The sequence below is a fragment of the Vibrio sp. CUB2 genome (assembly GCF_001557945.1).
Classification (GTDB): Bacteria; Pseudomonadota; Gammaproteobacteria; order Enterobacterales; family Vibrionaceae; genus Vibrio; species Vibrio owensii.
The window spans coordinates 318,647-340,335 of record NZ_LNRB01000003.1 but is presented as its reverse complement, the minus strand read 5'-3'; the positions used below and the strand labels follow the sequence as shown (position 1 = coordinate 340,335).

Below are 21,689 nucleotides of genomic sequence, written 5' to 3'. Positions count from 1 at the left end.
TGTAAAAATGCTGCGAAAATGCAAGTGGTTGGAGCACTCAGCCGAAAAGCAAAAGCTTTAAACACAAAAAAGCACCTCAATTGAGGTGCTTCTCTCATTTTATACTCAAGCGCTTCATGCTGCTGAGTTCAGATGCGATTTTTTCGTGGTCACATTGGTACGAACTTCTGAGAAATCATGGCTAAAGTGGTCGACTTGAATCGCTTTGTAGCGCAACTTATCTGCCGCCATAATTTGGTCGATTTCTTGCTCTGTCAGTACCTCCGCTTCAAACGCTTGCTGTAGACGGTCATGCAGCAAGCCTTTACGCGCTACTTTGCCATCTTTCGCCGCTTTCATCAGTTTACGCTCTAGAGGCTTCACATCGTACATCGCTAAGAACGCACGCTCCATCAGACCAACACTGTCGTCCTCTGCTTTACCGATGTAACACAAGCTCGTCATACGGTCACGTTGTGCTCCTGGCGTCATCATTGCTTCTGCTAGGCTTACACACAGCTCGTCGCTTGGCGCTTTGAAGTGATTACCTAATGGGAACAACAAGCCTTTTAGGACGCCCCCCACGTATTTCACAGGGAAGTTTGAGTACGCTTCATTTAGCGACTTCGAAGCGTTGTACAAACAATGCTGAACGGCATAGTGTACAAAGTTCAAATCACCTTGTTGGCGGCCTTCATCTTCGTATTTCTTAAGCGCCGCTGACGCCATGTATAGATAGCTCAAACCATCACCAAGACGTGCAGAGATCATCTCTTTACGTTTCAGGTCACCACCCAACGTTAGCATTGCAAAGTCTGCACTCACTGCCAGTGCGCGGCTTAGGCGAGTGATGTCTTTGTAATATTGCTGTGTAGGGCCACTCATGTACGCTTTCACAAAGCGAGAACCGGTCAGTGCCGCACCCAACGCGCCAAAGGTATTACCCATTGCGTGTTTGATGTGTTTGAACAGCAGATCATCAAACTCTTTTGCGCCTTCTCTCGAATCTGGGTTAGCAGCAGCTTCCATCTCTTTCAACACGTATGGATGACAACGTGTCGCACCTTGACCGAAGATCATTAGGTTACGAGTTAGGATGTTTGCCCCTTCAACCGTAATCGCGACTGGAATACCTAGATAGTGTTTCGCTAGGTAGTTCATTGGACCGTCTTGAATTGCTCGACCCGCGTGAATATCGAAAGAATCGTTCAGGATAGTACGAGCCATTTCTGTCATGTGGTATTTCGCAATTGCGGTCACGATGCCCGGTTTCTCTTTCATATCCAGAGAAGTCGTCGTCAGCGTGCGTGTCGCCTCAAGCAGGTAAGTCAAACCGCCAATACGGCCCATTGCTTCTGCCACACCTTCAAACTTACCAATCGACATACCAAACTGCTTACGAACGTATGCATAAGCGCCAGTAGTACGCGTAGTAAGGTGACCAATCGCGGTACCTAATGCAGGAAGGGAAATACCGCGACCGGCCGATAGACACTCAACCAGCATACGCCAGCCTTTACCTGCGTATTCTGAACCACCAATCAGCCATTCCATAGGAATGAACACGTCGTTACCGCGAGTAGGACCGTTCATAAACGCAGAACCTAGCGGGTCGTGACGCTCACCAATCTCCACGCCTTCATGATCGGCAGGAATCAATGCACAGGTGATACCAACGTCTTTCTTGTCGCCAAGCAGACCATCAGGGTCTTGAAGCTTGAACGCCAAGCCAAGTACCGTTGCTACAGGAGCGAGAGTGATGTAACGCTTGTTCCAACTAACACGAATACCAAGGACTTCCTCACCCTCGTGCATGCCGTAACACACCACACCTTGGTCAGGAATGCCACCCGCATCTGAGCCAGCTTCAGGGCCAGTCAACGCGAAACAAGGGATATCAGTACCGTCCGCTAAACGTGGCAGCCAGTAATCTTTCTGCTCTTGAGTACCGTAGTGAGAAAGCAGCTCACCCGGACCAAGAGAGTTTGGTACCATCACGGACACTGCCGCACTGATGCTTCGTGTTGCAATGCGAGATACGATGGTTGAGTTAGCCAGAGCAGAGAACTCGCGGCCACCATACTCTTTTGAAATGATCAGTGAAAAGAAACGCTCTTTGCGTAAGAAATCCCAAACCTCTGACGGAAGATCTCGATCATCTTTCACAATTTGTTGGTCATTAAGCATTTCAAGCAGTGTTTCGAGTTCATTATCCATGAAAGCTTGTTCTTCAGAAGACAATGCAGGCTTCGGATAATGATGCAACGTTGTAAAGTTAGGCTTGCCAGAGAACAACTCTGCATCCCACCAAACGCTGCCCGCTTCCATTGCTTCTTTTTCAGTGCTCGACAATGGAGGCAATACTTTCTTAAACATTTTGAATGCTGGGTCACTAATCCATTTTCTTCGTAGAGAGCTCATAGTTCAGATCCTTTTGTTCACGTCACCGCTCGCGGCTTTCACTTATCTTTTTTATTGATTTAATGTTTTTTACTTAGCGGACATACCGGCCGACAAGTAAGGAATCAGTAGGTCAACGACGGACTTCACGTCCACCTCTTTTTCAAATTTGCTTTCTGCAATCTCGGTTAACGCTTGGCTCGATGCCATAGTGAAAACACAAGTGCCAAGTGTGAAATGCAATCTCCAGAAAAGTTGTTCTTCGCTCATTTCAGGGTTTGCCTTCATGATGGAGAACATAAACATGCTCAACACTTCTTCATATCTTGTACTGATAAACCAGCGTAAATGGCCTTGAACATCGGTGTATCCTCTACCAATCAGCAACATAAACAATGCTGTGCCGTTCGGTCTCACGTCATTCAGTGCACGCAGAGGTAAACGTAGCGATTCAAACACTTCATCCATGTTGTAATCGTCGCGTGTGTTTAACTCGATCAAAGACGTTTTGATGCTCGGCATTAGCGCCTCTAGGTATCGGTCTAGTACTGCCCTTACAAGCGTTTTCTTGTCGCCAAAGTGGTAGTTGACCGAAGCTAGGTTCACGTTCGCCTTGCCAGTAATGGTTCTCAGTGATGTGTCATTGAAGCCGTATTCTGCAAATAGTCCTTCTGCTACATCGAGTATTTTTTCTTTAGTTGTACTTCTCGGGGCCATTTCAATCACTCGTATTAAACAACTGTTTGAAAATATACTCCCGAAACTTGAGATTAACAAATGATTAACATCACATTTTCACTCATTGGTCTGACCAGACGAAGAAAGTGTGCAGTTAACGAGATGAATTTAAAGCGGTTCTTGTTTTGTGAAAAAAACTTCTAAAAAAAATGGAACTGTTTGGAATTGTTCCGGTCTGAATTACTGTAACAACTAGGGCATTTAAAGTTTTACTGGCCGTCAAACTTGTTTCTATCTAGTTGCTACATTGCTGCTTTTTCTTATTAACTCCTATGTTTGTATCCGCCCAGACACTTTTTCGTCTGGGCTTTTTTTCGTCTGTCGTTTGAGGCTTTGTCAAATGACTTTCTTCTGGATACAAAAAAGCCTCCCGATTTGGGAGGCTTTTAAAGTGTAATCGTCTTTTCTTACGCTTTTTCTACCGCTACTTCTTCTGCCGCTTTCTTAGGTAGAGAGAAGTGCAATAACGCATAACCGAGCACTGCTGCCGTTGTTGAGCCCATCAAGATACCTAGTCGAGCATAAGTATCGAACTCAGGACTTACGTTACCGAATGCCAGTGATGAGATGAAGATCGACATCGTAAAGCCGATACCACACAGCACCGATACAGCGAAGATGTGCATAAAGTTCACGCCTTCTGGCAACTTAGCAATTCCCATTTTCACAGCAGCCCAGCTGAATGTGAAGATACCAAGTGGCTTACCAACCAACAGACCCAGCGCAATACCTAGAGGTAGCATAGAAGTCAGACCGGACATCGATACGCCTTCTAGTGAGATACCAGCGTTTGCGAAGGCAAACAGAGGCAAGATACCGAATGCTACGTATGGGTGCAGTGCGTGCTCCATGTGTTTCAGTGGAGAGTGCTCGCCCTTCTTCCCTTTAAGTGGGATAGCAAAACCGATTACTACACCCGCTAGTGTTGCGTGTACACCAGATTTCAGTACGGCAAACCAAAGGATCGCACCAACTATCATATACGGCGTTAACTTGGTGACGTTTTTCGCGTTCAGCATAAAGAGCACGCCCGTCATGATAAAGCCAACAACCAATGCCATTGTCGATAGATCGCCTGTGTAGAAAAGTGCAATGATAACAACAACACCAAGGTCATCGATAATAGCCAATGCCAGTAGGAAAACCTTCAGGCTAATTGGCACACGCTTACCAAGAAGCGCCATGATACCTAGAGCAAAAGCAATGTCTGTCGCAGCTGGGATTGCCCAACCAGAAATCGCCTCTGGGTCACCGGCGTTAAATGCAACATATACAAGTGCCGGAGCCACCATACCGCCTACCGCTGCAATAGCAGGGAAGATTGCGGTTTCTTTCGATTTTAGTGCGCCTTCAAGTAGCTCGCGCTTTACTTCAAGACCGATTAGTAGGAAGAACACAGCCATCAGGCCATCGTTGATCCAGTGAGAAACTGACATACCAAATACATAAGTATGCAGCATAGCTTGATAAGTTTCGCCAAGTGGGGTGTTAGCAATGGTCATCGCAATTGCCGCAGCAATTACTAGAAGAATACCACCAGCGGATTCCATTTTGAAAAAGTCACGAATGACATCGTTCATGATTTCGCCCTTATATTTATTATCTTAATAAACGATTAACAAAGAATGATGAGAGTGTATAGCTGCTGAAAATTTTAGAATAATCGCTTGTTTAGAGTTTAAACTTCGATTTTTCCGATGTTTCATTTACGAAACATCGTATTTTTCAACAAGAACATAATTATTTACAAGACCTGCCTATCTCCTTATAAGCTCAATCTATTAACATAGACTACTATTAAGTTAGTATAATATCTGATGAATTTTCGTGATTAACGTGCGGTTTTGCGTCGAAAACTGCGTGTTTCATTAACAAAAAAGCCACCCTTCTGGATGGCTTTTTTCGTATCCTAGTAACCGGTGAGTTGCATAAATCCCCAGGCTTCATTGGACCCCGATGCGAGGATCGGGCCTTCCCAATATGGAATCACAAAGGGCAGCCACATGTCCGATTTTATGATCCTCGTCGTCAAATTAATCTTCTGCTCGGGGACGTTAATGATCCACTGCAGCGGTAAACGTCGTCCATTGGACAAGTTGGTCACCTGTAGTGGCGTCATGGTTAAATCTTTTTCGGTAAGGTTAATCACCTTGCCAGAACGCGTTGATAGTGTGCCAAATAGATGTGGCACCTGACCATTGTGTCGATAGCGGCTTACTGTCAATGCGCGGCCATCATCAAGATTAAATACAAACCAATCCCAACCTTGCTGCCCTTCACCAATCAGGCCGCTTCCCCACTCTTTCTGCGTCCATCCAGAGCCAGAGACTGGGATTTCACGACCATTTAAGGTCAGTGTACCTTTTACATTAAGGAACGGCGCACTGAAGCTGAAAGAAGCAATAGATTGAAGTGCGTGTTTAACTTGGAAGCCCTGATCACCATTTACGACAAATGGACCATTGGTTGTGGTGTTCAAATCAAGCGCAAACGTGTCGGTCGATACGTCTAGGTTACCCGGGAATGGAGTAGAGCCTAGCGCTCGCCAGTTCCAGTTATCAATCCACAAGCGGAACGGGCGATTCGTCATCCCAGCCTGTCCAATACCGCCTCGTGCGACTCTCTGCTCTTTCCACACATGAGAGCCAGAGCTGACAACAATATGGGAGATAAACAGTTGTGGGTTCTGCCAACCGCGAGTATCGCGTTCGTCCGTAGCAACTCGGAAGTAACTCCATTGAACGTTATATACTTTGCCGTTCTTGTCTTGAACTTTGGCAAAATAGTTCCACCATTCATGTTGATAGTCAGGGTGGAAACGAAAATCCTGCGGCAGTGAAACATGTTGATCTGGCAGCACCGGCTCAAAGATGGTTTTGCTCTCGCGTTTTAGAACATCGCTGATTTCACTTTGTTCTGTTGCCGTCGCTTCTGCCCAATGCGTAACATACAAAGTCACACTCGCTAATGCGATAAACACAACAAACACCAGCGCGGAAATAGAAAACGTCTTTTTTGGGGTCATCTTTTTCATTACAACGCATCCCTTAACGATTTCATCGGTGTACTCTTGATCATTCTTATCACAGGCAGTGCCCCTGCGATCATGATGGCCAACATCGCCCAAGCAATCGTCTGAACGTATTCCCAAGGAATGGTTTGAAGCTCTAACGACCAACCGAAGGACTGCTTAATGATGATATCGACAATCAAGTGCGCCAACGCTAAGCCCAGTGGAACCGCGATAATCGCAGAAATCATACCGAAGGCGAACAACTGTAAACCACCTAATAAGACGAGTTCTTTACCTGAAACGCCCATACACCGCAACAAAGAGAAGTGTCGTTGACGAGAAAGCTCACCCGCGAGCGTTGCAAAGAACAAACCAAACACAGCGATAATCAACGTAATGTTGCCCAGCGTACCTGCGATTGCAAAGGTATGGTCAAACACGCGCATGGCTTGGTTATAGATATTGTTATTGTCAAACACTCGATCTTGCGACAGACGGAATACGTTCTCTAGACGACGCTTTAAGCCTTCGCCATCCACGTTGTCTTCGAGCAAGACGCCAAGTCCAACGTTGCCAGAGCCTGCGAACGCATACAGCCAATTGCGATGCGACATCATGACTTGGTTGTATGGATTGCCATAGTCGTAGTAGACACCGACGACTTGCCAACCTCCCCCTAATGGAGGTTGCAGGTCTATGTAATCACCAGGGCGAATGTCGAGCTTCAAAGCCATGGATTCGCTCACCATCAAACTCTTAGAATGATGTAAATGATACCAATAGTTAGGCACACCAAGTTTCACTGTTAGAGAGTCCAACTCACCCTCGGAAGAGCCGGTACTCACAACCTGCAAGGCACCACGTTCAGTCGGTACGTCTTTTTCCCAACGCCACCAAACCGAATCAACCTCTGGCTGCTCTTTTAACCAAGAACTCATGCGTGCAGCAGAGTTGTTGGTTGGGTAAATATAGAGATCGGCCGCTAAGCGTTGGCTCAGCCATTTGTCCGTCGTATCGCGGAAGCTACCCACCATGGTTTCAACACCAATGTTCGCCGCAAGTGCAAGCATAAAGGCCATGGTCGCTACACCTCGGTAACTCATACTTGCCGCCGCGTCAGCAAAGAACCAACGCACGCGAACCCATCGTAATGAATAAGAGAAGCTTTGGAACATGTGCCACATCAGGAACGGCATAAACAACGCCACGCTGATCAGCATTAGTGCAATAATTGCAAAACCCGACTCTTGCGTTTTTGGTGCCTGATAAACCGCAACAGCAGCCACACAGAACCCGCAGGCCGCAAATGCTTGCCAAGAGAACTCACGCCCAGCAAAACGCATTAAGGACAAGCGAGAAGATAAGCGAATAGGTTGTGATTTTAATAAGCGGATCAACGGCCACAGACAGGAAATCAAGGCACCCAATGCCGACATTGCCAAACTGTATAGGCTGGATTCCCAAGACCAACCAATCGTCAGTCCTACGTTGGCATCGTATAAATCACTCAAGCTTGATGAAACGGCAGGAATAAGCTCGTTAGCGAGAATCAAACCGAAGAAGTTACCACATGCCCAAGCGACAAGAACAAGTATGGTCAGCTCCAGCATCAAAGCTTGTGCCAACTGCATACCATTCACACCGGTTTGACGAAGAATCCCTACCAAACGTTGGCGTTGAATGAAAGACAAAGACATCGCTTGATAGAAGATGAACAAGCCAACCAGAAACGATAGCATGCCCATTGCTGTCAGGTTCATGTGGAATGCTTTCGTCAAAGATTCCAATTCTGAGCGGCTATTACGTACCAGCGTCATGCCATTTGGCAGCATATTTTTCAGCGCTACTACCTTCTCTTCTGGCATTTCGCCACAAGCAATCGCGGACAAGCCAGAGCTGCGCTTTAACATTCGAAGAAGCGAAATGTCCGTCACTAAGCGCGTGCCTGAAAGTAAGTTGTCGCTGTCGACTTTCAACGGCCCTAATCTGCTGCCATCATTGAGAGCGATAAAATCGCCATCATTCCATGACATGTGAGACGCTAAGTCTTGGCTCACTAAAATTGGGTAAGGCGGCGTCATCAAAGTCAGCATAGGAAGGTCTTTTAGCGACTTTCCTTGCTGCAAAGGCAGTAACGCAACAGGATCTACCCCAACCAACATAAGGCTCAAGTCGGCTTTGGTATCGAGATGAAGAACATCGAATGGCGCGCACTGATTAAAACCAGCACGTCGAAGTTGAATGTAAAAACCCTGAGGGATTTTATTGGCTGAATGCTTGGTACGAATACGGTAAGGCAAAGGGTTTGAAAAGAGTTTCTCACCGGTTTCGTAGCTCTGTTTAGCGTGTTGGTTAATAGATGTCACACCAACAAGAAGTGATACACCTAAGGTTAAACCAAGCCAAACAAGAATAATTTGAAGTGGATAGCGACGGTAATGACCGAGTAGTGCCTTAACTACGGGCCATAACATGCAGCTGTCCTCCTTGAAGACGAATTCTACCTTCCATGTGCTCTGCAACTTTCTCACTGTGCGTAACCAACAGCAGCGTACACTCTAATTGACGTGCTAGGCTGGTTAGTAGACGCATTACCGCTTCAGCATTACGCTCATCCAAGCTACCTGTCGGCTCATCGGCAAGCAGGATTTTCGGCTCCATATACAAAGCACGAGCAATCGCAGCACGTTGTTGCTGACCACCAAACACTTCTTCAGGATAACGACCTAAAAGCGGCATAAGATCGAGAGCAGAAAGAATTTGACGCCACAAGCCTTTGTCTTCTGGTAAGCCTTTTAATTGACGGCAGAAACGGATGTTGTCAGCGATATTCAAGGTAGGAAGCAGATTGAACTGCTGGAAGATATTACCAATGTTGTTGCGGCGGTAGAGTGTTCTAAGATGTTCAGGTGCGCTATGCATTGCAAAGCTCGGGTATTGGATCTCGCCCGAATCGGCAGTATCAAGACCTGCGATAAGGTTAAGGAGCGTACTTTTCCCCGATCCACTTTCCCCCATTAATGCGACTTGTTCACCTTGTTGTAATGTTAATTCTGCCCCTTGTAGTACAGGATGAAACTCTCCCCCGTCTACATAGCCTTTACATAGGTCTGACAGTTTTAACATTGATTTTGCCGCTCAAATGGTGTTTAAAAATTGGAATCAGAATCTACACTAAAATCCTGTTGGTAGGAAGTATTTTGAATAGTTGATCACACTATCAGAGTACAAATGCAACTTGTCTCGCGACCCTTCCTAAGCATCGATCAAATTTTTCATCCATTTCTTGCTCGCCATGCGGTGTAGGCATGTCCCCCACTTCACGACTTCTTCGGTCAAAAACAGTAAATAAACCCATTGAGGCTCAAAGCCTAGGTAGATAGCACCAAAGGCGGCTAATGGAATACTTATTACCCATTGCGCGATCAGATCTTGGTACAAACAGAACTTCACATCCCCACCTGCGCGAAGCACACCGACAATAGCCATCATAGGAACAGAACGCAGGACCACCCCGACAGCAAGAATCACCATAAACTGTTCAGCCAGGGGGCGCGTTTCTGGCGTCAGAGCACTAAAGGCATCGAGAATAAGTTGGTTTGAGAGCAGAAGTAAAATCGCGACAACGACGGCTATCAATACATTGAGAATCACGGTTGCCCACGCTTGATAGTAAACCGGACCAAAGTTCTTTGCGCCTAATTGATTGCCCACCAATACCGCTGCAGCATTAGATGAACCGATCATCATAGCAAGAGCAATCGACTCTACCGGCGTCATTACTGACAATGCCGCTAAGCCTTGCACGCCTGCTTGTCCCATAATCGCGTGATAAGCAAACAAGCCGCCCGCCCATGCAAGGAAATTAAATGTTGTCGGAAGGGAAAGTTTTAGGAAGCGGGTGATTTTATCCAACACTAAGCTGGCACGAATGTCGTCCAAACCAAAAGCAATAATGTGCTTTTTAAACCACAGGTAACTGAATAAACAGGTTACTTCAATAGCACCACTAATGACGGTGGCAAACGCAGCCCCTTTAATACCCATCGCAGGAAAGCCAAATTGCCCAAAAATAAGCACCCAGTTAAGGAAGATGTTGGACAGAATGCCGATACCGCTAAAAAACGTACTTAGCCCCGGTTGATGCATAGCGCGCAGACCCACCGCCATACTTGCGACACAGGCAACAGCAAACATGCTAACCGATGAAATAACAAGATAATCAGCACCAAGCCGAATCACCTCTTCCGAATCTGTCGTCAAGCGCATGATGGGTTCTGGGAACAGAACGAATAACACCACCGTAAGGGCTGCGAATACCATGGAAATCATCCACGTCAACGACGTACTTTGCCTTACACCAACTTTGTTTCCCGCACCCCAGTACTGCGCTGTTAACAACGCACCACCGGTTGTTACGCCAAGGAGCATGATGGTCGTAACGAATGTCGCTCTTGCCGCAACGCCGACCGCAGCAATTTCCGCCTCGCCCAATTGACCGAGCATCAGCACGTCCACCAAGCTTCGGCTGGAGAACATCATGCTCTGTAAAGTTATGGGTAATGCGATGGCAAATAGTCGACGTAAAAACGACTTATCGGCATGAGTAACCAATTGTGAGAAAAAAGTCATGCACGCTCCGACGACAACTTATTGATAGAACGAGAAAAGTGTCTCATGATTATACCCAGTGGTGACTAATCCACCAGCAATAAAAAGGACTCAGAATGAAAAAGGTGTTGGTACTTGGGGCTTCCGGATACATTGGCTCACAGCTTCTTCCACAGCTGCTTGATAAAGGTTACATTGTCACGGCAGCCGCGCGTCATATAGACTATTTAGAATCTCGAACTCAACCACACCCTAATCTCACTCTCACTTATTTAGACCTCGCAGATGCAGAAGCGACACTCGAAGTCGTGAATGATTTTGATTTGGTGTTCTTCCTTGTGCACGGTATGGCGCAAGGTCACGACTTTGTTGAGTACGAATTAAACCTCGCAGAGAACTTCAAAAACGCGCTTGAGAAAAGTCGCGTAGAACACGTGATTTACTTGAGTGCGATTCAGCCTCAAACCGGCAACTCTCAACACTTAGCAGCACGTAAAGCGACAGGGAAGATCATTCGCCAAGCTGGCGTTCCTGTTACCGAGCTTCGCGCAGGCGTGATTATTGGGCCAGGGTCTGCAGCATTCGAGATCATGCGTGACTTCGTCTACAACCTGCCAGTTCTGATTGCGCCTAAGTGGGTCAACTCCAAAGCTAACCCAATCGCCCTACCCAACCTCAATCACTACTTGCTTAAACTGGCAGAAACCAAACCAGCAGAAAGTGAAATCTACGAAGTCGGTGGGCCGGACACATTAAGTTATCGCGAGCAATTTGAAGTCATTTGTAAGATCACGAAAAAACCTTACCGACTTTGGTCAACCCCACTGCTTACACCCAAAATGGCATCGTATTGGTTAGCCATTGTGACGTCAGTTCCTGCAAGTATTGGTAAAGCGTTGCTTGCTGGTTTGGAGCACGATTACATTGCTGATACCAAAGACATTCACGAACGATTTCCACAATCGCTAATCAGTTATGAACAATCCGTAGCGGACACCATCGCAACGGAAGGAACTTTTGTGCGCAGCAACGTATGGGGTTTTGAACCAGCAGCACTCAAACGTTGGCAACCGGGCTACGGGTATTATCCAAAACAGGCAGGAGCAAGCATTAAGACAAAAGCCTCGGCAGAATCACTTTGGAAGGTCGCACAAAAGATCGGGAGCCCCGAAAAAGGCTATTACTTTGCCAACATCCTTTGGCGCACCCGAGAGTGGCTTGATATCTTCTTTGGTGGAGGGAAACCCATTCGAGTTTCACCACCAGGGCCAGAGCTCAAGGTGGGTGATTTCATTGATTCATGGAAGGTGATTCGCTGCGAAGAGAACCAGTTCCTCTCACTGTTTTTCGGTATGAAAGGTCCGGGACTTGGTCGTTTAGAAATTACAATAAAAGACGATGGCGAAGAGCGCGAGTTTGATATCACCGCATGGTGGCACCCGCAGGGCTTCCCCGGTTTGCTTTATTGGTTTGCGATGATGCCAGCACACCTATTCATCTTCAAAGGTATGGTAAAAGCGATCGCCAAAGAAGCAGAGCATCTAGAGCAGGAATAACGCCCCATTGTACTTGGCCGCTCATAGCACTTTCAAACAAAGTAAATAAAGACGGTTTGAGAGTGCTATTGAAAAGGTTCTATATTGATTAACACCCTGTAAATTTAATTGAATTTATTTCAGTGCAATCCCCATATTATTCTTAGCTCATACCTTATTTGGACCGGCTTTGTTCTGAACTTAGTGACTATAACGTTAAGCAGATTTTGGAATCACAATGGGCAATCGATACATCATTAGCAGTAAACACCACGATAACTTTATGCTTCGTCAGCAACACGTCGATAAGATCGCGTTGGTGACAGAGGGAGGCGGTCAGCGAGGCATTTTTACTGCAGGCGTGTTAGATGCCTTCCTGCATGCTGATTTCAATCCTTTTGATTTGCTAATTGGTACTTCTGCTGGCTCTCTCAACCTAGCCTCGTATGTCTGCGGGCATCAAGGGCATGCCTACAAAATCATCACAGAAACAACTCGACGCCCTGAGTTCTTTAAACTCACGAAATACTTGCTCAATGGGGAAGGATTTGACTTAGATTTTTTAGTAGACAATGCCGAGACAAGCATCCCGTTAAACTGGGAAAAAGGGTCTGATTTACTCAAAACAAAGCAAGTCGTCGCCGTCGCGACACACGCACGAAACCTAACAACAGAGTGTTTTGATGTCACCGTTGATAATTGGAAGGATGTACTTAGAGCACCTTGTGCGATTCCCGCTCTGCACAAAAAGCCCGTTGTGTTTAATGGTGCACGTTGGTTAGACGGCGGTGTTTCTGCACCAATCCCAGTTGAAGAAGCCTATCGACGAGGCTACAAACACATCGTGGTGATCCGAACAATGCCCATCGACTTTGACGAGCATCATCCTTTAATAGAAGCCGTGCTAAAGCGCGCGCCATCCAAAACAATGAGTGAGCTGTCGGCTATTTTGCTCAAACACGAAGAAACATATCGACAAACTCGACGCTTTCTCGCGTCTCCTCCTGATGATGTAAACATTTACGAGATTTCTCCAGCGCGGAACTTACAATCTTCGGTTGTGGAGAGTACAAAAAAGCAACTCGATGCGGATTATTTGCACGGTGCTCAACTAGGCCGCTTGTTTGTGACCAGCATAGGAAGAAAACTCAATATTCCTCACAAGCCCTATAAACGCTATCACCCGATTACCTCGGAGTTGAGTCACCATAACCATGATTATCACCAACAAATAGATGATGTATGGCAACACAGAAAGAGCGGTTATTTTAAAGGCGCGATGAATAATGATATCGCTTGGATCAACGTGAACCCTCAAAACCATACAAGAACGTTAGTCATTGTTCAGGGGCGAAATGAATCGTTTTGGAAGTACAAAGAAGTCATTTACGAACTCAGCCAATACTTCAATATCTATTCCTTTGATCATCGAGGTCAAGGAGAGTCGCAACGCTTGGCAGAACACAGCGAACTAGGACACGTGGACCAATTTGAGCATTATGTTGAAGACTTAGCTCAGTTTCTTGAAGAGGTTGTAGAGAGCCAACATAAAGACGAAGTTATGATGCTCGCCCACTCGATGGGAGGAGCTGTCGCAACTCAATACCTCGCGAGTTATGATCACAACGTTAAAGCGTGCGCCCTAACAAGCCCAATGTTTGGTATCAAATTACCCAAAGTGGTTGGCGGCATTCAAACGGCAACCATTAAACTCATCAGTCAACTTCAGAAAACACCGAATTTCGCCCCTACCCAGACGGCATTTGTGACCAAAACCTTTGAAGGCAATGATCATACAAGTAGCCCTAATCGCTTTAAAGCCTACAGTGATTTGTTGAGCAACCACCCCAACCTGAGACTCGGTGGTGTTAGCCCCAAGTGGATCAGCGAAGCCGTTGCTGCGGGTAAAAATTGTTTAGCTCAAGCCAAAGACATTAAAACGCCGATTTTAATCGTGCAACCAGAGGGTGATAACGTTGTATCCTTGCCTGCCCAAGACTTATTCAATGAGCATTGTGCCAGTTCAAGGCTTTTAAGCATTCCTCATGCAAGGCATGACATTTTAATTGAATCCGACCGATATCGAGATTGGGCCCTGAAGCGAATCATGAACTTCTACGATCACAGTCATAAGTTTGTTTAATCGCTTAATAGAAGTGAACGTCATGCCCTCAAAAACAAAAAAGCGTACACACCACAGTATGTACGCTTTAAAGAGCCGTAATCTCCGATAAGTAACGTTCTTAACTCACCTGAAGGTGAAGTTCAGTTACTTATTGAGATGTTAAATACGGTCTAGTCTGCTTTAAATGACAGCGGGATCTCTGCCAGTTGATTGCCTTCGTTCGCAGGGAAGATCAGGTATTCACCGTGGTATTTCACCATGGATTTGTAATCCGTCACTTTATGAACCATATAGCCCGCCTGTGATGCTTTTTCGACAAACTCAGCGTGGTTACCACGAACAAACCAGCTCATTGGTTTAACGAGTAGCTCACCATCAAAACAGCTTTCGCACTGATCGGCACACAGCGCCAAAGAATTTTGACCCTCTGTGAAGATTTGCACTTTGCCACAGCCAACCAGTTGTTCAGACGTAGACACTTCCCAACCCGCTTGTTCCATCGCATCAAGAAACGCTTCAATGTCAGAATCTTTGATCACTTTAGGCTCTTCACCTTCTGGGAAAAACTGCGCGTAAAAGCCAGAGATGCGTTTGAAGATGAATAGCAAACCCGCATCATTACCTTTTGAGCGGCCTGCTTTTTGCCAACGCGTTAAGTCATCACCCACTGTGCGACCAAAACGTTGTGATTTCAGCGCTTTGGTTACCCAACGAACCAAGTAATGGTTGTTCGCTACTGGCGCGTTCGCCAATTTACCTGAGCGATGCTCTTGGTCTAAATCCGCCAGAGCAGCGTTAACTAAGTTTTGAATTTCTTTGGTGTAATTAGACATTACGCCTTTCTTCCTAAAGTCCAATAAAACAGTGCAGACAGCACTGAACAAGCAAACATAACGATGATCATAGGCCACGACACGCCACCCGGCATTGCAGCAACGAGTGCACCAATCAATGAGCCCGTGCCGAAGCGCAGTGTACCCGCAAGCGAAGATGCCGTACCCGCCATTGTTGGGTAGCCACTAAGTAGCAACGCCATTGAGTTACTACCAATCGTAGACAAAGTACCGATAAACAGCACAACGAATGGCACGATTCCCCATAAACCGAGATCAAGCATCCAGCCAACAAACAGACCAATACCCGCAATCAACTGAATCGTTAAACCAAAGCGAAGCATGGCGTGTGAACCAACTTTCTTCACCAAGCGACCGTTAAGGCTGGTCATGATGATCATCGCAATGATGTTCAAACCAAATAGGTAACCGAATTGGTCAGGTCGAACACCATATAAATCAATATAAACAAACGAACCCGCTGTCAGGAATGCAAACATACCCGAGAACGAAAACGCACCTGAAAGCATTAAACCTAATGCCTCAGGGTTAGAACACAGACGCGCATAGTTGCGAATCGTCGTTCTAAATCTTAGCGGCTGACGGTTTTCTGGTTTCAGCGTTTCTGGGATCATCCATAGAACCAGCAAAATCACCACAACGGCGAAAATAGCAAGCACCCAGAAGATCGAGCGCCAACCGAACCAGATAGCAAGGTGACCACCAATCATCGGCGCAACTAAAGGCGCAATCGTGATCACCAAGGTGACGAATGACATTGCACGCGCGAAATCTTCACGGTCAAACATATCACGCACAACCGCTTGGATAATCACAGCTGCGGCTGCGCCAGCAAAACCCTGTGCAGTACGCACATAAGTTAGCGCATCGATACCGTTAGTGGTCGCACTGACTACCGCTGCCAAACCAAAAAAGAGCACACCTAAAATGAGTACTGGTCGGCGACCGTAGCTGTCAGCTAAAGGACCGTGAATTAACTGACCTATTGCAAAACCTGCCGTATAAGCCGTTAACGTAATTTGTACCGCGCCTGGAGTTACTCCAAGATCTTTTGCGATGGTTGGCATCGCCGGCAGATACATATCGATAGCAAGTGGTGTTAATGCACCAATAGCACCGAGTACAAGGAACAATAAAAAACTGATTTGTGACTGGGGAGCACTTTGGGCTTTTTCTGTCATTGCTTTACCTCTTGTTGTGTCCTCCCATCAACATTCCACATTGATTGAGATAGATGATTGACGCTTCTCTTACCCTGAATTCGTAATAGTTACGGAGACAGAGCATAGTTTCCTTACTAATGAGAAGATCATAAAAGACGAAAGTATACCAAGACGGTCTTGACTAACTCGACGCTATAACCTGCATGATCAGTATGCAGAACGACAAAATAACCGAGCTAAAACGAAGAGGCGGTGACGTTAACACCGTCTGTACTTATCGTCAGTAAGGACCAACAAGAGAAAAGACTTTTCTCAGATTAAATACAGTTTTGCCTGCGTTTACGAGCGGCGAATGTGCGTCTTGTTCAGACACTAAGACATATTTGGTAGGAACCCTCATTTTGAGCGATTTCCTACCAAAACACTAGTTCCTATCGGGAATTAAACAATTTCCCAGAACAGCAATTATTTCCGAATAGAATGGATTACTTCCAAACTGATTCGACTTCCTCTTCGGTTAAGAATCGGTAATCACCCGGCTCCAATGCTTCATCAAGCACGATAGAACCAATACGCTCACGATGTAAGTGCTCTACTTTATTGCCGAGAGCAGCAAACATACGTTTCACTTGGTGATATTTCCCTTCCACAATCGTCAGAAGTACTTCGTTTTCTGCTTCGTTGACGATTTCTAGGTGTGCTGGCAGTGTCGCTTCACGCTCGTTACGTAGCTCAATACCTTCAGCAAACTTCTCAACATAATCAGGTTGAATCGCATCCACTAGCCATACACGGTACGTCTTTTCACATTTGTGTTTTGGTGACGTAATACGGTGCGACCACTGACCGTCGTCTGTGATCAACACAAGACCGGTTGTGTCCACATCCAGACGACCAGCAAAGTGAAGGTTCTCTACCTTTGGCTCATCAAGCAACACGAATGCAGTTGGGTTGTGCCCATCTTCATGTGAACACACAAAGTCCGCAGGTTTGTACAGCATGATGTAACGAGGGCCCGGAGCACCGACTTCGCGTCCTTCCCACTCAACTACACCACCTTCTGGCACTTTGAAAGCGCCACTCTTTTGTACTTCACCATCAACCGTTACTTCACCACTTTTGATGATCTTCGTTGCCTGCTTGCGAGTCGCGCCCAGTGCATCACACAAATATTTATCTAAACGCATGAATACCTCTAATGTTTAAGGTCGGGTATTATAGCGATCCTAATTCGAATAGTTGAGCAATTTCACAGATTTTCATGTACACCCTTCGACCATACCAAGCCGACTCTGTAAAAGCGGTGATTCACTATTTTCGTAAACACTCTACACCAGCGGTCATTGTGCTGCCTACAGGTGCGGGGAAAAGCTTGGTCATTGCAGAGTTAGCAAGGCTTGCCAAAGGTCGAGTGCTGGTACTTGCTCACGTAAAAGAATTGGTGGAACAGAATCACGCCAAGTACGAAGGCTATGGACTGAAAGGCTCAATATTTTCAGCGGGGCTTGGGCGAAAAGAAACCGATCAACAAGTGGTGTTTGCGTCGGTGCAATCTGTAGTGCGTAATCTGGATTCCTTCAAGAACCAGTTTTCTTTGCTCGTCATTGATGAATGCCACCGTGTACCCGATGAAAAAACCAGCAGCTATCAAAAAGTAATCACACACCTAAGAGAGCTTAACCCGGGCATTAAAGTTTTGGGCTTAACCGCAACACCATATCGCTTAGGTATGGGTTGGATTTACCAGTATCACACCCGTGGGCAGGTTCGCACTGAAGAATCACGCTTTTTCCGTGACTGTATCTTCGAGCTCCCTATCCGTTATTTACTAGACGAAAACTTCTTAACACCAGCACGTATGATGGATGCGCCCGTCTTGTCTTATGACTTCTCGCAGCTAAAACCAGCGAACACGGGTCGATACAAAGAAGCGGAAATGGACATGGTGATCGACAAAGCCAAACGTGCGACGCCGCAAATCGTTGAGCAAATCATTCAATACGCCAAAGAACGTAAAGGCGTCATGGTGTTTGCTGCCACGGTTCGCCATGCCCAAGAAATCCATGGATTACTGCCTGAAGGTGAAACCGCGATAGTGATTGGTGATACGCCAACACCTGAGCGCGATGCCATTATTCAGTCGTTCAAGAACCGTGAAATTAAGTACTTGGTCAACGTGTCCGTTTTAACCACAGGCTTCGACGCGCCACATGTGGATTTAATCGCGATTCTGCGTCCGACTGAATCCGTTAGCTTGTATCAACAAATTGTTGGTCGTGGTTTGCGCCTGTCGGAAGGCAAATCTGAATGTTTAGTTCTGGATTACGCCGGCAACAGCTATGACTTATATCAACCTGAAGTGGGCGATCCTAAGCCAGATTCCACCAGCGAAATTATCACCATTCCATGCCCTGCTTGCGGCTTTAATAACAACTTCTGGGGCAAGTTAGACAGCAATGGCTTTTTGCTTGAACACTTTGGTCGTCGCTGCCAAGGGTATTTTGAAGATGATGAAACCGGAGAGCGTGAACACTGTGGTTATCGCTTCAGAGCGAAATACTGCGGAGAATGTGGCGCTGATAACGACATTGCAGCGCGTATTTGTCATGAATGCGATGCCACCCTTGTCGACCCAGACAAAAAACTCAAAGAAGCATTAAACCTGAAAGATGCGCTGATCTTCGAATGTACAGAAATGGATTTGTCGGTATTTAAGTCCAGTGACGGTAAGTCACAACTAAAAGTGACATACTCTGGTGAAACCTATCAAGGTGAAGGGAACGCATTGGTGCATGAGTTCTGGTCACTGAATACCAAAAAACAGAAGCAAACCTTCAAAGACCAGTTTGTGCGCCCTCACCTTGCCGACAAACATCGTCCATTTGAAGAAGCATCACCAACGAAAGTGGTGGCAAACCAACATCGTTTCCGTTTGCCTCAATTTGTTATTGCTCGTAAATCAGGTCGTTTCTGGAAGTTACGCGATAAGATCTTCGAAGACGAACTCAAGCAGTAAAAATTCAAGCATCACCCAGCCATAAAACGACAAACAGCGCCCACTTCGGCGCTGTTTCACTTTAAGACTTAGACTCAAATGTCCTTGTACTGATACATGTCTTGATCGGCCAGTTCAATCACATCAAGCAGAGACTCGTCACTCGTTCCTTTCGCTACCCCTGTTGTCACACCAACTTCTATGCCATAACGCACTAATGGTCTTGCAGCGATGGTATCTCGCAGGTTCGCAGCAAGTTCCTCTGCAGACTCTAGTGGGCAATGTGGCATAACAACCACAAACTCATCACCACCAAGGCGAATCAACCAATCACTCTGCCTAAAGGTCGATTTCATCATTCTAGCGATATGAATAAGCGCTAGGTCACCCGCTTTATGTCCATAGGTATCATTGATTTGCTTAAACTTTTTGCCATCGATAAGAATCACCGAATAGTGCCCATCTTTGAGTGCATCTTCAAAGTCCTGATCTTCAAATACCTTGCGATTGTATAACTCGGTCAATTCATCCCGACTGGCACTTTTAATCGCATGCGCTAAGTGATCCCTATGCTTTATATTGGAAGAGTAAAGGCGGTGATAAGTTCGAACCAAAACCCAAGTCACCAGCAACACCCAAAGGTTATCGATGATCACCTTCACGACAGGCAATTGATAGATCACCACGCTGACGTTATCAAGCGGCAATATTAGCCCTCCAGCGAGATCATAAAACGGATAATTTGCATGCCCGATAGTGACGTAATAGTGTCCGTTCACTTTCTCCGTCGATAAGCTCTGCCCTTCCAAAAACTCATAGTTGACGTGAACTTCAACGACCACATCACCAACGATGCTCCCGTCACTATAAACAGGACTTGAGATGCTGAATGTCGTTTCTCCTGTCTCGGTATTATTAAAGTTTTCAGAAAAAACAACTCGGTCGGCTAAATCAGAGTCGTGCATATTCAAGGTGCAATCGCGAGTTTGACTGCATAAAGCGGGATCGAACATTGAGGGCTCAATAGCGAGGTTGTCCCCTGCTTTCGAGAAGATAAGCTTTTGCCCTGTGTAAGAGCGATAGTAAATGTGAACGTTGGGTCTTTCCGCAAGCTCGCGGTTGTACTGATAAAGGTCTTCTAATACGGTGAACGCAATCTTTTCGCTGTGGTTGAGTTCGTCATCGTTTAATGATTTAACTCGTTGCGATTGGTTTATATGCTCTGATGTAAGGGAGACTTGAGAATCGTGTTTTAGGTCAGACTGAATTCTCAATCCAGTTAGGACCGCAGTGCTTTTGTAGAGCTCCAGATAATTGGCGATGGAAGCGAACTCTTTTTCACTGCGATTGATGGCCCAAAAGCTCATCGAAGAAACGACAGCAACATAGACCAGTAACGAAATGACCAGAGGATTTTTCGACAGTTTAAACAGAAGCATTCTCTACCCTAAGAACTCCATGCATACACTAGGAACTGCACCGAGCTATCCAATTAAAATGCCCTATCATTTGTCCAGACCAACTATATGTAATATTTATATCAGCAGCGTATAGCGCGAAAAATATACATTTGTTAGGTTTTTGGTTATAGGCATATTGCGAAATGCAAATCCGACCAGTGCCTAATTACTGTTAAATCTCTCTATAAGCCATTTAAATTACAGAAATTATTTTTTTATCGTAACGAAGGTAGAAAAATTTGAACTCGATTTCGTATTCACTTTCCATTCATGTACGAGCCGATATAATTTTGCTAACTCTCCGAAAAAGGCTTTGCTATGTCTACATCCTTCACACCACGCAAGCTGCCTGTGCTGCTAGGTTTAGTACCGCTTTTATTGTCTGCACCAAGCTTTGCGTCTCACCATGATCATCATGATGACAAAGACGGTCATGCCATTGTTCGTGACGTCGAAAAACCAGGAACACGAATCGAGTTCGATGAAGATCAGGATGAAGTCTACCGCGCCGTTCAGAAAGGCTATATTCGCCCTTTCTCTGATATGTATGAAGCAGTGGAGAATGATCTGTATGGGCGTATTATTAAAGTAGAACTTGAAGAAGACGATGATGAGTGGGTATACGAGCTGAAAATCCTGTTCAATGACAGCGTAATCAAAGTGGAATACGACGCAGCAACACTGGAAATGCTCGAAATCAAAGGTCGTAACTTTAATAAAGCACTCAAGCCACAGTAATCAATCACAAGCACTGGTTACTAACAACCTGATCACTCATAACCTGATCATTCATAAATAGTCACTAAGCATAATAAG

15 protein-coding genes are annotated in these 21,689 nt (G+C 45.9%); 4 read left to right on the top strand and 11 right to left on the bottom strand.

What is annotated here, in order from left to right:
• Positions 1–114: 114 nt before the first annotated feature.
• From ATB78_RS06295 to ATB78_RS06265, 7 genes are all read right to left on the bottom strand, one after another.
• Complete coding sequence (locus tag ATB78_RS06295; RefSeq protein ID WP_061008127.1) at positions 115–2,400, bottom strand: acyl-CoA dehydrogenase; 2,286 nt, start codon at positions 2,398–2,400, stop codon at positions 115–117.
• 69 nt (positions 2,401–2,469) lie between these two features.
• The gene (locus ATB78_RS06290; RefSeq protein WP_061008126.1) at positions 2,470–3,096 is read right to left on the bottom strand and encodes a TetR/AcrR family transcriptional regulator; all 627 of its coding nucleotides are present in this window, start codon (positions 3,094–3,096) and stop codon (positions 2,470–2,472) included.
• A 428-nt stretch (positions 3,097–3,524) separates the two neighbouring features.
• A complete protein-coding gene (gene nhaA, locus ATB78_RS06285; protein WP_061008125.1) occupies positions 3,525–4,697 on the bottom strand; it encodes a Na+/H+ antiporter NhaA in 1,173 nt (390 codons plus the stop codon).
• Between the two features lie 329 nt (positions 4,698–5,026).
• Positions 5,027–6,151 carry a lipocalin-like domain-containing protein gene (locus ATB78_RS06280; RefSeq protein ID WP_061008124.1) on the bottom strand — a complete coding sequence of 375 codons (1,125 nt, stop codon included), beginning with the start codon at positions 6,149–6,151 and terminating at the stop codon, positions 5,027–5,029.
• Positions 6,151–8,604, bottom strand: coding sequence for an ABC transporter permease (locus ATB78_RS06275; RefSeq protein ID WP_061008123.1), 2,454 nt, complete (start codon positions 8,602–8,604; stop codon positions 6,151–6,153). Before ATB78_RS06275 ends, ATB78_RS06280 begins: the two co-directional genes overlap by 1 nt.
• Positions 8,585–9,256: an ABC transporter ATP-binding protein gene (locus ATB78_RS06270; protein ID WP_061008122.1), complete on the bottom strand. Its 672-nt coding sequence runs from the start codon at positions 9,254–9,256 to the stop codon at positions 8,585–8,587. Before ATB78_RS06270 ends, ATB78_RS06275 begins: the two co-directional genes overlap by 20 nt.
• A 129-nt stretch (positions 9,257–9,385) precedes the next feature.
• Positions 9,386–10,762 (bottom strand): MATE family efflux transporter, encoded by a 1,377-nt coding sequence (locus ATB78_RS06265; RefSeq protein WP_061008121.1) that lies wholly within the window; start codon positions 10,760–10,762, stop codon positions 9,386–9,388.
• Positions 10,763–10,857: 95 nt separating this feature from the next.
• Between ATB78_RS06265 and ATB78_RS06260 the strand changes: the two genes are divergently transcribed.
• On the top strand, positions 10,858–12,297 hold the full coding sequence (locus tag ATB78_RS06260) for a DUF2867 domain-containing protein (RefSeq protein WP_061008120.1): 1,440 nt from the start codon (positions 10,858–10,860) through the stop codon (positions 12,295–12,297).
• A gap of 217 nt (positions 12,298–12,514) precedes the next feature.
• Complete coding sequence (locus ATB78_RS06255; RefSeq protein ID WP_061008119.1) at positions 12,515–14,419, top strand: alpha/beta fold hydrolase; 1,905 nt, start codon at positions 12,515–12,517, stop codon at positions 14,417–14,419.
• A 152-nt stretch (positions 14,420–14,571) separates the two neighbouring features.
• Here ATB78_RS06255 and ATB78_RS06250 read toward each other — a convergent pair whose 3' ends face one another.
• The 3 genes from ATB78_RS06250 to rsuA form a co-directional block, all read right to left on the bottom strand.
• The gene (locus ATB78_RS06250; protein WP_005442263.1) at positions 14,572–15,234 is read right to left on the bottom strand and encodes a DUF2913 family protein; all 663 of its coding nucleotides are present in this window, start codon (positions 15,232–15,234) and stop codon (positions 14,572–14,574) included.
• Positions 15,234–16,436: a Bcr/CflA family multidrug efflux MFS transporter gene (locus tag ATB78_RS06245; protein ID WP_005442264.1), complete on the bottom strand. Its 1,203-nt coding sequence runs from the start codon at positions 16,434–16,436 to the stop codon at positions 15,234–15,236. Before ATB78_RS06245 ends, ATB78_RS06250 begins: the two co-directional genes overlap by 1 nt.
• A 467-nt stretch (positions 16,437–16,903) precedes the next feature.
• Complete coding sequence (gene rsuA, locus ATB78_RS06240) at positions 16,904–17,605, bottom strand: 16S rRNA pseudouridine(516) synthase RsuA (protein WP_009705818.1); 702 nt, start codon at positions 17,603–17,605, stop codon at positions 16,904–16,906.
• A gap of 74 nt (positions 17,606–17,679) precedes the next feature.
• Between rsuA and ATB78_RS06235 the strand changes: the two genes are divergently transcribed.
• Entirely contained in the window at positions 17,680–19,434 is a 1,755-nt protein-coding gene (locus ATB78_RS06235; RefSeq protein WP_039842563.1) for a DEAD/DEAH box helicase, read from the top strand.
• A gap of 74 nt (positions 19,435–19,508) precedes the next feature.
• On the opposite strand, the gene ATB78_RS06230 is transcribed toward ATB78_RS06235, so the two are convergent.
• A complete protein-coding gene (locus tag ATB78_RS06230; RefSeq protein WP_061008118.1) occupies positions 19,509–20,852 on the bottom strand; it encodes a GGDEF domain-containing protein in 1,344 nt (447 codons plus the stop codon).
• Between the two features lie 339 nt (positions 20,853–21,191).
• Between ATB78_RS06230 and ATB78_RS06225 the strand changes: the two genes are divergently transcribed.
• Entirely contained in the window at positions 21,192–21,611 is a 420-nt protein-coding gene (locus ATB78_RS06225; RefSeq protein ID WP_005442271.1) for a membrane protein, read from the top strand.
• The last annotated feature ends 78 nt before the right edge of the window (positions 21,612–21,689 follow it).